Source organism: Actinomadura sp. WMMA1423 (assembly GCF_006547145.1).
GTDB lineage: Bacteria > Actinomycetota > Actinomycetes > Streptosporangiales > Streptosporangiaceae > Spirillospora.
Genome location: NZ_CP041244.1, coordinates 5,170,355 through 5,183,975, shown reverse-complemented (window position 1 = coordinate 5,183,975; position 13,621 = coordinate 5,170,355). Strand labels below are relative to the sequence as shown.

At 73.0% G+C, this 13,621-nt stretch carries 11 protein-coding genes; 2 read left to right on the top strand and 9 right to left on the bottom strand.

Features of this window, described 5'->3' with window-relative positions:
- Positions 1-17 precede the first annotated feature (17 nt).
- Complete coding sequence (locus FKD65_RS23980; protein ID WP_205718233.1) at positions 18-629, top strand: TetR/AcrR family transcriptional regulator; 612 nt, start codon at positions 18-20, stop codon at positions 627-629.
- A gap of 167 nt (positions 630-796) precedes the next feature.
- Here the strand turns inward: FKD65_RS23980 and FKD65_RS23975 are convergent, their stop codons facing one another.
- Positions 797-1,849, bottom strand: a complete 1,053-nt coding sequence (locus FKD65_RS23975) for a LacI family DNA-binding transcriptional regulator (protein WP_141579615.1) — start codon at positions 1,847-1,849, stop codon at positions 797-799.
- A gap of 162 nt (positions 1,850-2,011) precedes the next feature.
- Between FKD65_RS23975 and FKD65_RS23970 the strand changes: the two genes are divergently transcribed.
- Positions 2,012-3,364, top strand: a complete 1,353-nt coding sequence (locus tag FKD65_RS23970; protein WP_240809574.1) for an amidase — start codon at positions 2,012-2,014, stop codon at positions 3,362-3,364.
- 92 nt (positions 3,365-3,456) lie between these two features.
- Here FKD65_RS23970 and FKD65_RS44380 read toward each other — a convergent pair whose 3' ends face one another.
- The 8 genes from FKD65_RS44380 to FKD65_RS23940 form a co-directional block, all read right to left on the bottom strand.
- Complete coding sequence (locus FKD65_RS44380) at positions 3,457-3,594, bottom strand: hypothetical protein (RefSeq protein WP_168221163.1); 138 nt, start codon at positions 3,592-3,594, stop codon at positions 3,457-3,459.
- Between the two features lie 114 nt (positions 3,595-3,708).
- Entirely contained in the window at positions 3,709-5,451 is a 1,743-nt protein-coding gene (gene cydC, locus FKD65_RS44375; RefSeq protein ID WP_168221162.1) for a thiol reductant ABC exporter subunit CydC, read from the bottom strand.
- Between the two features lie 207 nt (positions 5,452-5,658).
- Positions 5,659-7,314, bottom strand: a complete 1,656-nt coding sequence (gene cydD, locus FKD65_RS44370; RefSeq protein WP_168221161.1) for a thiol reductant ABC exporter subunit CydD — start codon at positions 7,312-7,314, stop codon at positions 5,659-5,661.
- Positions 7,311-8,318 (bottom strand): cytochrome d ubiquinol oxidase subunit II, encoded by a 1,008-nt coding sequence (gene cydB / locus FKD65_RS23960; protein WP_141579613.1) that lies wholly within the window; start codon positions 8,316-8,318, stop codon positions 7,311-7,313. The genes cydD and cydB overlap by 4 nt, the downstream gene beginning before the upstream one ends.
- 9 nt (positions 8,319-8,327) lie before the next feature.
- Complete coding sequence (locus tag FKD65_RS23955) at positions 8,328-9,746, bottom strand: cytochrome ubiquinol oxidase subunit I (protein WP_141579612.1); 1,419 nt, start codon at positions 9,744-9,746, stop codon at positions 8,328-8,330.
- 238 nt (positions 9,747-9,984) lie between these two features.
- On the bottom strand, positions 9,985-10,872 hold the full coding sequence (locus FKD65_RS23950; RefSeq protein WP_141579611.1) for a serine protease: 888 nt from the start codon (positions 10,870-10,872) through the stop codon (positions 9,985-9,987).
- Positions 10,873-11,018: 146 nt separating this feature from the next.
- Positions 11,019-12,302 (bottom strand): hypothetical protein, encoded by a 1,284-nt coding sequence (locus tag FKD65_RS23945; RefSeq protein ID WP_141579610.1) that lies wholly within the window; start codon positions 12,300-12,302, stop codon positions 11,019-11,021.
- Positions 12,302-13,567, bottom strand: a complete 1,266-nt coding sequence (locus FKD65_RS23940) for an ATP-grasp domain-containing protein (protein WP_141579609.1) — start codon at positions 13,565-13,567, stop codon at positions 12,302-12,304. Before FKD65_RS23940 ends, FKD65_RS23945 begins: the two co-directional genes overlap by 1 nt.
- Between the last annotated feature and the right edge of the window lie 54 nt (positions 13,568-13,621).

Sequence of the window (13,621 nt, the reverse complement as noted above, 5' to 3'; positions counted from 1 at the left end):
AGGGCGGAAGGGGAGGCATGGCCGAAGGCGGTGGGTCGCGGCGGCGCGGGGCGGCGCTGGAGGAGGCGATCCTGCGGGCGGCGGCCGAGGTGCTGCGGGAGTCCGGTGCGGCCGGCCTGACCATGGACGAGGTGGCCCGGCGGGCCGGGACGAACAAGAACGCGATCTACCGGCGCTGGCCGAACCGGGTCGCGCTCGGCGTCGCCGCGTACCGGCGGCTGGCCGACGCGGAGACCACGGTGCCGGACACCGGTTCGCTCCGGGACGACGCCCTCGACCTGCTCCGCCGCGCCAACAGCACCTGGTCCTCCCCCTATGGGGAGATCCTGCGCGGCCTGATCGCGGCGGCGGGGAGCGCGCCGGAACTGCTCGCCGAGCTGCGGGAGAACGGCGGCGGCGCCTACGAGGCGGCTTGGCTGACCGTCCTCGGCCGGGCGGTGGCGCGAGGCGAGGCCGCGCCCGAGGCGCTGCATCCCCGGGTCGCGTCCACGCCGGTGGCGCTGCTGCGCAACGAGTACATGGCGCGGGGCGTCCCGGCCGTGCCGGACGGCGTGCTCGTCGAGATCGTCGAAGAAATCTTCCTGCCGCTGGTCCGGGGGCGCGGCGAGGTCGGCGGACCGGGTTCCTGACGCCGCGGGCAGCGCGGCCGTCCATCGGCCCCGGTCTGCGGTGGGCGGGCCCGGTCCCGTGTTCGGCTCGCCGTCGGACCGTCCCTTTTGGGGTATAGCGGGCGCACCCGCAACGTCCCGGATCTCCCAGGCTTGCTTGCAGACGTCGAAGGGCCCCGGGCCGGTGGTCAGGACGGGGCGATCGTCCTCAACGAGCGCGTGGGGTCGGTGGAGGCTCGGACCGCGAGGGTGGCGGGCAGGCGCTCGGATCGGGGCGTCCGTCCCGCGAGCAGTTCGACGAGCAGGTCGAGGGCCCGCGCGCCCATCTCCCGCATCGGCGAGCGGACGCTGGTGAGCGGTATGGGCAGCTCAGACGCGAGAGGGGTGTCGTTGTACCCGGCGACCGCGACGTCGTGGCCGGGGCGGAGGCCGTGGTCGCGCAGGACGCCGAGCGCGCCGATGGCGGCGAAGTCGTTGACGGCGAAGACGGCCGTGGGCGCGGGGTCGTGGCGCAGGAGTCGTTCGGTGGCGTCTCGCCCGCCGGACGCGTCGAAGCCGCAATGGACGACGTGGGAGCCGGGCACGGGGAAGCCCGCCTCCCGGTAGCGGTCGACGAAGCCGGCGGTGCGGTCGGCGCCCGTGCTGGCGAAGGGCTCGCCCGCGATGACGCCCACCCGCCGGTGGCCCAGCGCGAGGAAGTGCTCGGCGACCAGGCGGCCGCCGAGCCGGTCGTCGCAGGTGACGGAGGGATGGCCGCCCGCGTGCCGGCTGACCAGGACGAACGGGACGCGCCGCTCGGCGATCTCGTCGAGGAACGCGGTGCCGGTGTGCGCGTCGCCGAAGACCAGGCCGTCGACGCGGCGCGACAGCGCCAGTTCGGTGCGCGCCCGCTGCCGCTCCGGCCGGTCGTGGCTGTTCATGACGAAGGTGGCGAGGCCGTGCCGGGCGGCGGCGTCCTCGATCCCCTCGTAGACCGTGGCGAGTACCAGGTCGGACAGCCGGGGGACCAGGACGCCGACCAGGTTGCTGCGCCGCGTGCGCAGGCTGGTGGCGTGCGGGTTGGGGCGGTAGTCCAGCCGGGCGGCCACGCGCCGGATCTCCTCGGCGGTCTCGCGGGACGCGGCGCGCTGGGCGTCCTCGGCGGACCCGTTGAGCACCCGGGACACGGTGGAGACGTCGACGCCCGCCGCCTGCGCGATGGTCCGCAGCGTCGCGGGGCGCTGCCGGTCGCTCCGGGCCACCCGTCCGCCTCCTGTCGCCGTGCCCTTGACAGGGCCGCCGTCCGGTGTCTTTTATACAACCCAAACGTTTGACCCAATCGTTTGGGTCGGACGAAGGTCCACCCCGATCGATTGGGAAAGAGGCGAAGCCGTGGCACGACGGGTCGATGCGGGGCGGTCGGCGTGATCAGCCTTCCGCCGGGGGCGGGATGGTTCGCCGGGCAGACGGTCGCCGGCCTGGCCGAAGCGCTGCGGGACGGCCGGGCGTCCCCGACCGAACTGGTGGAGCGGGCGCTGGCCGAGGCTTCCAGGCTCGGGGCGCTCAACGCGTTCGTCACGGTCGACGGGCCGGGGGCGCGCGCGGCGGCGGAGCGCGCCGGACGGGAACTGGCCGCGGGCGTGGACCGCGGTCCCCTCCACGGCATCCCCGTCGCGGTCAAGGACGTCGTCGACACCGCCGGGCTGCGCACCACGAGGGGTTCCCGCCACCACGCGGACCGGGTGCCGGCCCGCGACGCCGAGTGCGTGCGCCGGTTGCGCGAGGCCGGCGCGGTGATCGTCGGGAAGGCCGCGACGCACGAGTTCGCCTTCGGGCCGACCGGCGACCGCTCGCTGAGCGGGGCGACCCGCAACCCCTACGGGGACGGGCGCCTCGCCGGCGGGTCCAGCAGCGGGTCGGCCGCGGCCGTGGCCGCCGGGATCGTGCCGCTCGCGGTCGGCACCGACACCGGCGGGTCGGTGCGCATCCCCGCCGCGTGCTGCGGGATCGTCGGGCTCAAGCCCACCCTCGGCGCCGTGCCGTCCGACGGGGTCTTCCCGGTCTCGACGTCCCTGGACACGGTGGGCCCGATGGCGCGGACCGCCGATGACTGCCTGCTGCTGTGGAACGCCCTGACCGGACGGGACGCCCCGGCGCCGGACGTCTCCGGTGCCCGCGTCGGCTGGGTGGCGCCGGACGCCGTCCACCCGGCCGATCCGCGGGTGGCGGCGGCGGCCCGCGCGATGCTGGAGCCGCTGTCCGTGCGGGACGCCGCCGTCCCGGAGATCGCGCGGCTGCGCTGGGCCTACACCGCGATCCAGAGCGGGGAGGTCCACCGGCTCCACGCGGCACGGATGGCCGCCGCGCCGGACCTCTACGACGGGGAGGTGCTGGCGCGCCTGCGCGCGGCCGGGAGGATGACCGCCGAGGACGCCGCCGCGGCCCGCGAGATCCGCGAACGGGTGCGCGGCGCGGTGACGGCACTCTTCGGACGGTTCGAGTTCCTCGCCATGCCCACCGTCCCGGTCGTCGCTCCGCCGCTGGGAGCCCGGACCCTGGCGCTGAACGGGACGCCGGTCGACGTCCGCGCGGCGCTTCTGGCGTTCACCAGCCCGTGGAGCGTGCTCGGACTCCCCGCCGTCAGCCTGCCCGCCGCCCTCGTCGACGGACTGCCCGCCGGTCTGCAGCTCATCGCCCGGCCGGGCGCCGAGCGCCTGCTCCTCGCCGCCGCCCGCCACCTGGCGAGGACGGCGTCCTCCGTCCCCTCCCCGTCATGAAGGCGGGCCGTCCCCCTGCCCGGCCTGCCGCCGGGGTTCGCCCTGACGTCCGACCGGCGACAAGGAAGGCATGACCGTCCGGCCGCTTCGGCTCACGGCCGCGAACTGGAGGGACGCTGCAGGAAGGGGGCGGGCGGGGTGTCGGCTCCGGCGGCGTCGAGGGCGGCGACCGTGGTGGCGAGGGCCAGCAGCACCATCGCGACCCGGAGGGTGATGCGCAAGATCTTCATTCGTGGAATCCCCCGTTCCATCGATCGGATCCTGTACTCCGTGTGACGCGGTCGAAGCGGGGAGAGTTCTGTGAATACCCCAGAAAGGGCGAAACGACCCGGCCGGCGGACGGCTCAGGCGGGCTGGGGAGCCGGGGCGGCGGCCTGCTCGCGTTGCCAGAGCGCGCGGTAGGGGCCGGGACGGCTCAGGAGGTCGGCGTGGGTGCCCCGGTCGGCGACGCGGCCCCCGTCCAGGACGACGATCTCGTCGACCGCGTCCAGGCCGGCGAGCCGGTGGGTGACGAGGAGGGTCGTCCGGCCTTCGGTGGCGGTGAGGAGGTCGGCGGTCAGCTCGTCCGCGGTCGCGATGTCGAGGTGCTCGGAGGGCTCGTCGAGGAGGAGGACGGGGAAGTCGGCGAGGAGGGCGCGGGCCAGCGCGATGCGCTGGCGCTGGCCGCCGGAGACCTGGGCGCCGTGCTCGCCGACGCGGGTACCGAGGCCGTCCGGGAGGGAGTCGACCCAGTCGAGGAGCCGGGCGCGGCGCAGCGCGTCGCGGATCTCCTCGTCGGCGGCGTCCGGGCGGGCCAGGCGGATGTTCTCGCCGATGGTCGAGTCGAACAGGTGTGCGTCCTGGGCGCACAGGCCGATGACCTGGCGGACGTCCTCCCCGGAGAGAGCGCGCAGGTCCACGCCGTTGAGGGTCGCCTGGCCGCCCGAGGGCTCCAGGAAGCGGAGCAGGACGGACGTCAGGGTGGTCTTGCCCGATCCGCTCGGGCCGACGATCGCGCAACGGCGTCCGGGCGCCAGGTCCAGGGAGAGGCCGTCGAGGGCGTAGGGCGCGCCGGGCGTCCAGCGGGCTCGGAGGTCGTCGACCGCGAGCGTGTAGGGCGCCGCGGGCAGCGGGGCCGGGTCGTCCGGCTCCCGCACCGGGGGCGGAGTGTCCAGGACGGCGAAGATGCGCGCGGCGGAACGGCGGACCCGCTCCAGGTACTGCGCGGCCAGGGGCAGCCCCGCGACGACCTCGAACGCGGCCAGCGGGAGGAGGACGACGACCGCGAGCAGGACGCCGTCGAGCGCCCCCGAGCGGACGGCCGGAACCCCGACGGCGAGGCTGCCCCAGACGGCCAGACCACCGGCGAGGGCGGAGACGGCGGCGCCGAGCCCGGACGTCGCGGCGGAACGGGCCGTGGCGCGCGTGAACTCGCGATCGATCTCCGCGGCCTTGGCGAGCTGGTCGTCGGCGGCGCCGTAGGCGATGAGCTCCGGTGCGCCCTGCAGGGTGTCGACGACGTGCGAGGTGAGCTCGCCGCGCAGGTCGGTCGTGCGGCGCTCGGCGCGGCGGGAGACGGCGGACGACAGCCAGGGGGCGACGACCCCGGCGACCAGCAAGGCCAGGAGCAGGACGACACCCGCCGAGGGGAGCAGGAGCCAGGCGAGGCCGACGGAGGCGCCGCCGACGACCGCCGCGACCGTGCAGGGCAGCAGCACCCGGAGGAAGAGGTCCTGGACGGCGTCGACGTCCGCGACGAGCCGGTTCAGTAGGTCGCCGCCGCGGAAGGCGGGCAGCCCGGCGGGCGCGAGCCTCTCCAGCCGCTCGTAGACCCGCGCCCGCAGGTCGGCCAGGATCCGGAACGTCGCGTCGTGCCCGACGAGGCGCTCGACGTAGCGGAAGACGCCGCGCCCGAGCCCGAACGCGCGGACCGCCACGATCGCGACCATCAGCATGAGCACCGGCGGGTGCTGCGCCGCGCGCGAGATCAGCCAGGCGGACGTCGCCATCAGCCCGACCCCGCTGCCGAGCGCCAGCACCCCCGACAGCACCGCCAGGGCGAGCCGCCCCCGGGCGGGCCGGGCGAACCGGAGAAGCCGGAAGATCATGACCTCACCCCGCCTCGTCCGCGTGGTCGCCGCCGCGTGCCGAGGGCCCTCCGGCGCGCGACCCGCAGGTTTCACGTGAATCATCAGCCCGCCGGCACTGCCGCATCGCCGCACGGGATGTCGGTGTTGCCCGGCCGCCGGCGTTCGGCATGACCGGAAGGTCTGGGGCGGACACCGCTCGGCGGTCCGCCGCCTGGATGAGAAGGGTCATGTCGTCACCAGGGCGGGGGCGAGCGGGACGATGCGGTCGGCCATCGCGGCCAGGGCCGGGCGGTGGGCCACGAGGATCACCGTGCGGGACGCGGCCAGCCGGCGAACGGCGTCGAGGACGGCGGCCTCGCTCTCGGAGTCCAGGTTGGAGGTCGGCTCGTCCAGGAGGAGGAGCGGGGCGTCCCGGAGGAAGGCGCGGGCCAGGGCGATGCGCTGGCGCTGGCCCGCGGACAGGCCCGCGCCGCGGTCGCCCAGGGGCGTCTCGAAGCCCGATGGCAAGGCTTCGACGAACTCGAGGGCGCCCGCGGCCCGGGCGGCTTCGCGGACCTCGGCGTCGGAGGCGTCCGGGCGGCCGAGGCGGATGTTCGCGGCGACGGACCCCGCGAACAGGTGCGGGCGCTGGGGGACCCAGGCGATCCGCTCCCGCCAGGCGTCCGGCGAGAGGTCGGCGAGGTCGTCCCAGTCGACCAGGACGCGGCCCGAGTCGGGCCGGACGAACCCGAGCAGCACGGCGAGCACGGTCGACTTGCCCGCGCCGCTCGGACCGACCAGGGCGACCGTCTCGCCCGGGTGGACGGTCAGCGAGAAGTCGTCGAGGGCGGGGGCGTCGCGACCGGGGTAGGCGACCGTCACCCCGTCCAGGCGGAGCGTCGCGCGGTCCGGGGCGGGGACGTCCCGCCGCGTCCCGGCGGGCGGCAGCGGTGTTTCGAGGACCTCGAAGATCCGTGCGGCGGCGGTGAGGCCCTCGACGCTCGCGTGGTACTGCGCGCCGACCTGGCGGAGGGGGAGGTAGGCCTCCGGTGCCAGGATCAGCACGAGCAGCGCGGTCTCCAGCCCGAGGCCGCCCTCCACCAGCCGGAGCCCGATCGACACGGCGACCAGCGCGACCGACAGGGTGGACAGCAGTTCGAGGACGAGGGCGGACAGGAACGCGATCCGCAGGGTGGACATCGTCGCGCGCCGGTGCCGGCCGGTGATCTCGCGGATCCGGTCCGCCTGCGCGCGGGCCCGGCCGAAGATCTTCAGCGTGGGCAGCCCGGCGACGACGTCCAGGAAGTGGGCGGACAGCAGGGAGAGCGTCCGCCACTGCCGGTCCATCCTGCGCTGGGTGGTGAGCCCGACGAGGATCGCGAAGACGGGGATGAGCGGCAGCGTCGCCGCGATCGTCACGGCGGACAGCCAGTCGCCCAGCAGGATCCGCGCGCCGACCGCCACCGGGACGATCACCGCGAGGACGAGCTGCGGCAGGTAGCGGGAGAAGTAGTCGTCCAGCGCGTCGATCCCGCGGGTGGCGAGGGTGGCGAGCTCGCCGCTGCGCTCGCCGGACAGCCAGCGCGGTCCGAGGGCCACGGCGCGGGCGAGCAACCGGCCGCGCAGCTGCGACTTCACCGCGGCGGACGAGCGGTGCGCGGCGACCTCCTGGAGCCACGCGACGAGCGCCCGTCCGAGGACGACGGCGAGGAGCAGCAGGAGCGGGGTGCGCAGGTCGCCCGGCGAGGCGCCGTCCAGGAAGGCCCGGGTGAGCATGCCGGCGAGGAGCGTCGCCTGCGCGATGATCAGCCCGGCGGTGGCCGTGCCGAGCAGCACGGACGCCGCCAGGAAGGGGCGCGTCGTGCGGGCGTGGCGCAGCAGACGGGGGTCGAGGGGTTTCATGCGACCGGCTTCTTCACGGGGATGTGGGAGGTGCCGATCCGCTTGCGGAAGACCCAGTACGTCCAGCCCTGGTAGATCATCACGATCGGGGTGAACGCCAGCGCCACCCACGTCATGATCTTCAGCGTGTAGCCGGACGACGCGGCGTTCACGGTGGTCAGGCCGCCGGTGCCGAGCGTGGAGGGCAGGACGTCCGGGAACAGCGACAGGAACAGTGTCGCGACGGCGAGCACGATGGCGGTTCCGGTCCCGACGAACGCCCAGCCCTCGCGCCCGCGCCGGTTGGCCGCCGCGGCGGCGAGCAGGCCGGCGGCCGCGCCCGCGGCGGTGAGCCACGTGACGGGCTTGCCGTACTGGAGCTGGGTGATCAGCAGGAACCCGCCGCCGACGACGATGGCGGCGACCACGGCGAACCCCGCGACCCGGCGGGCCCTCGCCCGGACGCCCCCGGACGTCTTGAGCGCGAGGAACACCGCGCCGTGCAGCAGGAACAGGCTCACGGTGGTGAGCCCGCCGAGCAGCGCGTACGGGCTGAGGAGGTCGCCGAGGGAGCCGACGAACTCGTGGTCGGCGTCCAGCGGCACGCCCCGCACCATGTTGGCGAACGCGACGCCCCACACGAACGCGGGCACGAGGCTGCCCCAGAAGATGCACTTGTCCCAGCGGGACCGCCAGCGGGCGTCGTCGCGCTTGCCGCGGTACTCGAACGCCACGCCACGGATGATCAGCGCCAGCAGGATCGCGAGGAGCGGCAGGTAGAAGCCGCTGAACAGAGTGGCGTACCACTCGGGGAAGGCGGCGAAGGTGGCCGCGCCGGCGACGATGAACCACACCTCGTTGCCGTCCCAGACGGGGCCGATGGTGTTGATGACGACGCGGCGCTCGACGTCGTCGCGGCCGAGCACGGGCAGCAGCATCCCGACGCCGAAATCGAACCCCTCCAGGAAGAAGTAGCTCGTCCACAGGAAGGCGATGATGATGAACCAGGCGGTGGTGAGTTCCATGACCGGCCCTCAGTAGGCGAACGCGAGCGAGCGCTCGGAGTCGGAGTCGGATCCGGGTCCGTCGGAGGGCGGCGGCAGCACCTCGTCCTCCGACGGCGGCCCGGCCTTGGCGTACTTGAGCATCAGCCCGGTCTCGATGACCAGGAGGATCCCGTACAGCGCGGTCAGCGACACGACCGAGATGAGCATCGAGGTGGCCGTCACGCCGGGGGAGACGCTGGACGCCGTCTTGAGCACGCCGAACACCGACCAGGGCTGCCGCCCCATCTCGGTGAAGATCCATCCGGCGGAGTTGCCGATGAAGGGCAGGGTCAGCGACAGGACGCCGATCCGGTACACCCAGGGGTTGGAGGGGAGCCTGTCGCGCCGCAGCAGCCACAGCCCGGCCAGCGAGACCAGCGCCATGGCCATACCGGCGCCGACCATGACCCGGAAGTTCCAGTAGATGACCGGGATCATCGGCCGGTAGTCCCCGGCCCCGTAGCGGGCCTCCTCGGCGGCCTGGACGTCGTTGATGCCCTTGACCTCGCCGTCGAGGGTGCCGGTGGCGAGGAACGACAGCACCCTCGGCACCTTGATCCCGAAGACCTCCTCCTCGCCGTTGAGCGTCCCGACGGTGAAGATCGAGAAGGACGCGGGCTGCTCGGTCTCGTAGAGGGCCTCCGCCGCGGCCATCTTCATCGGCTGCTGCTCGGTCATGACCTTGCCCTGGAGGTCGCCGGTGATCGCGACGCCGATGGACGCGATCGCGGTGACCGCGAGGGCGAGCTTCAGCGACGGCCGGAACACCTCGACGTTCCTGCGGCGGGCCAGGTGCCAGGCGCTGACCCCGGCCATGAACATGCCGCCGGTGGCGAAGGCCGCCGTCATCGTGTGCGGGAACGCGACGAGCTGGGTCGAGTTGGTCAGGACGGCCCAGAAGTCGGTGAGGACGGCCCGCCCGGACTCGTGGTCGATGCGGTAGCCGACCGGGTGCTGCATCCAGGAGTTCGCGGCGAGGATGAAGTAGGCCGACAGCAGCGTCCCGACGTGCACGATCCAGATGCAGGCGAGGTGCGCCCGCTTCGGCAGCCGGTCCCAGCCGAAGATCCACAGGCCGAGGAAGGTCGACTCGACGAAGAAGGCGAGCAGGCCCTCGATGGCGAGCGGCGCCCCGAAGATGTCCCCGACGAACCGGGAGTAGTCACTCCAGTTCATGCCGAACTGGAACTCCTGCACGATGCCGGTGACGATGCCCATCGCGAAGTTGATCAGGAAGAGCTTGCCCCAGAACTTGGTGGCGCGCAGGTAGGCCGTCTTCCCCGTCCGCAGCCAGGCCGTCTGGAGGACCGCGACCAGCGCGGACAGCCCGATGGTGAGCGGCACGAAGAGGAAGTGGTAGACGGTGGTGATCCCGAACTGCCACCGGGCTATGTCGACGGTGTCCATGGGCGCAGGGCCTCTCTCCCGCTCAAGTACTACAAGCTGTAGTACTACATCCTGTCAGGAATACTACGAGCTGTAGTACTACGAGCGGTCGTTACTTGGGTCACTCACCGGGCACCGCGCTGGACACCGCGCCGACGCCGCTCCGAGAACGACCGGACGGGGCGGCGCGAGGGGTGCGCCGCCCCGTCCAGGGCGTGGGCGTTCGGTCTGCCGGGCCGCGGTGAACCGCGGCGGCGGGTCAGCTACTGGGGCGCGGGACCGAGCAGCCCGCGCGGTTGAAGTCGATGACGCTGCCGGGGGCGATGCAGGCGGCCAGGGTGTAGGTCTCCTGGGCGTAGCCGATGTGCGGGTGCACCGTGATGTTCCCGGACTGGTCGACCTCGCACGGGTTGTTCAGCGTGCAGCGGCCGCCGTCCTCGTTGATGGTGTTGTTCGCCCCGACTACCTTGCCGGTGGAGGCGTCGACGAGCGGGGAGCCCGACGTGCCCCCGATGACGTTGCACTCGGGGGTGTAGCGGATCGAGTCCTTGAACGTCCACTCCCCTTCCTTGAGGCGGTAGGCGAACCCGTCGATGCTGCAGGAGTAGATCTTCCGCCAGTAGCCGGAGACCACGCGCACGGAGGCGCCCGCGGTGGGGTGGGAGAGCGACAGCTGGAGCGCCGGCGTCCTGTAGGACTGCTGGATGCTGGCGTAGCTCCGGTTGAGCTTGTACAGGGTCACGTCGGTGTCGGTCATGGTGGAGTACAGGACCGTCGTGGCGCGCAGGGTGCCGAGCGTGCCCGACCCGCTGGAGTTGAGCAGGCTGAACGTGCGGCTGGACGACCGGTTCGTGATGACCTGTCCGGCGCTGGGCATGCCGCCCTCGTAGCAGTGGCCGTTGGTGAGCACGAGCGCCGGGTCGCTGTCGGCGGCGGTCGGGGTGCGGACCAGCGAGCCGGAGCAGTTGCTGAGGGCGACGATTCCGGTGAAGTCGACGGCGGCGGTCTTGGCGGGGGCCTGTCGCACGGGAGCGGCGGCGGGGGCGGAGACGGCGGAGACGGCGGCGGAGGCGGTGGAGGCGCCGGCGGTCAGGGCCGCGGCGCCGACGGCGGCCGCGGCGAGCACTCCGAGAATGCGTCTGTGCATGGCGGGGGGTCCTCTCCGGTGAGGGGTGCAGCGTGATGCTAACCACCGCCGCAAGACCCAGGAAGGGCGAAAGTGGACAAAAAGGAGGGTGCCGCCACATCTGGCACGCATCGCAAAGCCGGACCCTCGGCGCTCTCCCCGGGGGATCAGTAGTGGAACGCGGAGGTCACCCTCGCGCCCTTCGTCCCGAGGTTGACGACGGACGCGCCGCCGGACGGGACGGCCCGGCAGAACGCGCCCCCGTAACCGTCCGGGAAGACGAACAGGCCCCACACGGCGAACCAGTCCTCGACCGCGCCCGTCTCCGCGTTGAGCATCGGCTCGCTTGCGGGGACGACGCGGCGCTGGACGATGTAGTCCTCCTTCAGGCAGTCGCCGACGGTCTCGGCCCACTCGCGGTCGGTCTGATCCCAGCCGGCGCGGATGCCCCGTCCCGAGAGGCCCGCGACCGGCTTGAGGATCAGCTCCTCCCGCTCGGCCCTGACCTGGTCGGCGAGGTCTGGGGTGAGGGTCCGGGTCCAGGGCAGGATGCGATCGATCAGGGCGTTCTCGTCCGGCGACAGTTCCGCGCGCATGGCGGGGTCGGAGACGAGCGGCAGGCAGCTCTTGTAGGAGAACATGGACGCCGTCAGGGGAGTCCACAGGACGACCTTGCCCTCCTCGTAGGCGCGCAGGACGGCCTCGACGGGCTTGTCGTTGCGCGGGTCCCGCGCCACCTGGTGGGCGGAGAAGTACCGCAGGACGAGGTCGAGCGGACGGCCGTGCAGGTAAAGCCGTCCGTCCCTCTCCTTCACCTGGTCCACTTCGCCGATGAGCAGCTCGATGCCGTACCGCTTCATCGACTCCTGGAAGGAGCGATGGAGCGACTCGTACGCCGCCATACCGTCGACGGCCTCGAGCGTGGCGACGACGGGCGCCTCCTTCTGCGTGGCCTGGACGAACTGCCGCGCGATGGCCGCCGGGGTGTCGACGGTGGAAAGGCCGTGCTCCTCGGCGAACGCGGCGAACTCCCCGTGGCCGAGCAGGCAGCGGTTGACCTCGCTCATGTCGACGCCGCCCAGCTCGCTGCCGATGTTGAACTCCAGCAGCCGGAACCGCGAGCCGTCGTCGTAGAGGTCGGCCCGTCCCCACAGGACCGGATCCCCGTCGAACCGCGTCATGAGATCGGTGCGACGCGCGTCCGCTCCGACGGCGGCGCAGAACGCGCGGCGGTCGCCGTCGAACAACCGGTCCGGAAGCGACGTCATCAGCCGGAACAGACCGGCGAGGTCGTCCGCCGCCTGGCGCGTCCGCGCCTCGGACGACAGCAGCGGCCGCGTCGCCAGGTACCTGCCCCACGCCTTCCCGAACGCGGGCGGGAACCCGACCTCCGACACGACGTCGCGCAGGGGCCCCTCGGCGGCCGCCGCCATGTACTTCGCGGTGACCATCAGGCGGTCCCCTCCACGTCCACGACCAGGTCCTTCTCGATCTTGCGGATGGCCTCGCGGTCGGCGTAGATCTGCTCGGAGTCCTCGTGGGCGAGGATGATGTAGCCCATCGTCATGCTGGCGAACAGGTCCGTGCTGGCGTCGACGCGATCGCCGGTGCTCACCAGGTGCACCGGCGAGTGGTAGCTGGGCAGGTCGCGCGCCTGGTCGTAGATCTCGGCATTGCGCACGATCCCGGTGGAGTGCGACATGAGGAACACGGCCATGACGTTGCGGCGCAGGGTGTAGCCGGGGGGCATCTGCGGGCCGAGGCCGCGGCACACGTCCACGATCCTCGTGACCTGGCTCTCCCCGGTGGCGATCTCGGTCACCGCGGGGTTGCCCGCTCCGGCCAGCCGTGCGTTGACCTCCAGCAGGCGCGGCCCGTCCGGGGTCATCATGATCTCGGTGTGCGCCGCCCAGTTGCGCAGCCCCACCGCGTCCAGCGCGGCGAGCCCGTAGTCGATCAGCTCGCCGTAGGCGCCGGTGTCGTAGGGGAGCCACTCGACGTAGTCGTACACGGCGATGCCCTCGCCGAACGGCACCCGCCGGTACCGGATGATGTCGGTGATGGAGTGCCGGCCGTCGTGGCTGACGGTGTCGATGGCGTACTCGGTGCCGGTCATCATCTCCTGGACGAGGACCTCCTCGGCCAGCACGTCCAGCTTGTCGCGGGTGCCGAGCATCGCCGTGAACTGCTCGCGCCACCCCTGCCCTCCGGGGGCGCGGCTGACCCCGACGGTGCCGGCGCTCGTCGGCGGCTTGACGACGAGGTCCTTTCCGGCGAGGCCCTCGCGCTCGATCCAGGCGGCGACCTCGTCGGGATCGGCCGTGGAGATCTGCCGGGGGACGGGCAGCCCCGCCTTCGCGAGGGCCTGGTGCATGAGGTACTTGTGCCGCCGGGCGTCGACCAGCTTCGCGACGTTGGAGAACTCCGGGGCGAGGGCGTCCGAGCACTCCTGCGCGAGCCGCAGTGCCGCCTCGACCCCCGGGATGACCGCGATCGGCTTCAGCGCGCCGAGCCGGGCGATCGTCTCCGCCATGTCACCGTGGTGGTTGATGACCGCGTCGTAGTTGCCGGGGTCGTGGGAGGAGTGCAGCGGGGCGAGCGCGGGCCCCGTGTAGTCCATCAAGGCCACCGGGCTGAACCCCGCCTCCCGGAGCGCGGGAGCGACCATCGCCGCCGAGGTGAAGGGCCGCACGATCGCGACGACTGGCTTGTCCATGGTGGTCACCTTCTGTTTCGGTCGTTCGGTTCGTTGTGCGGCGCCCGTCCTCGC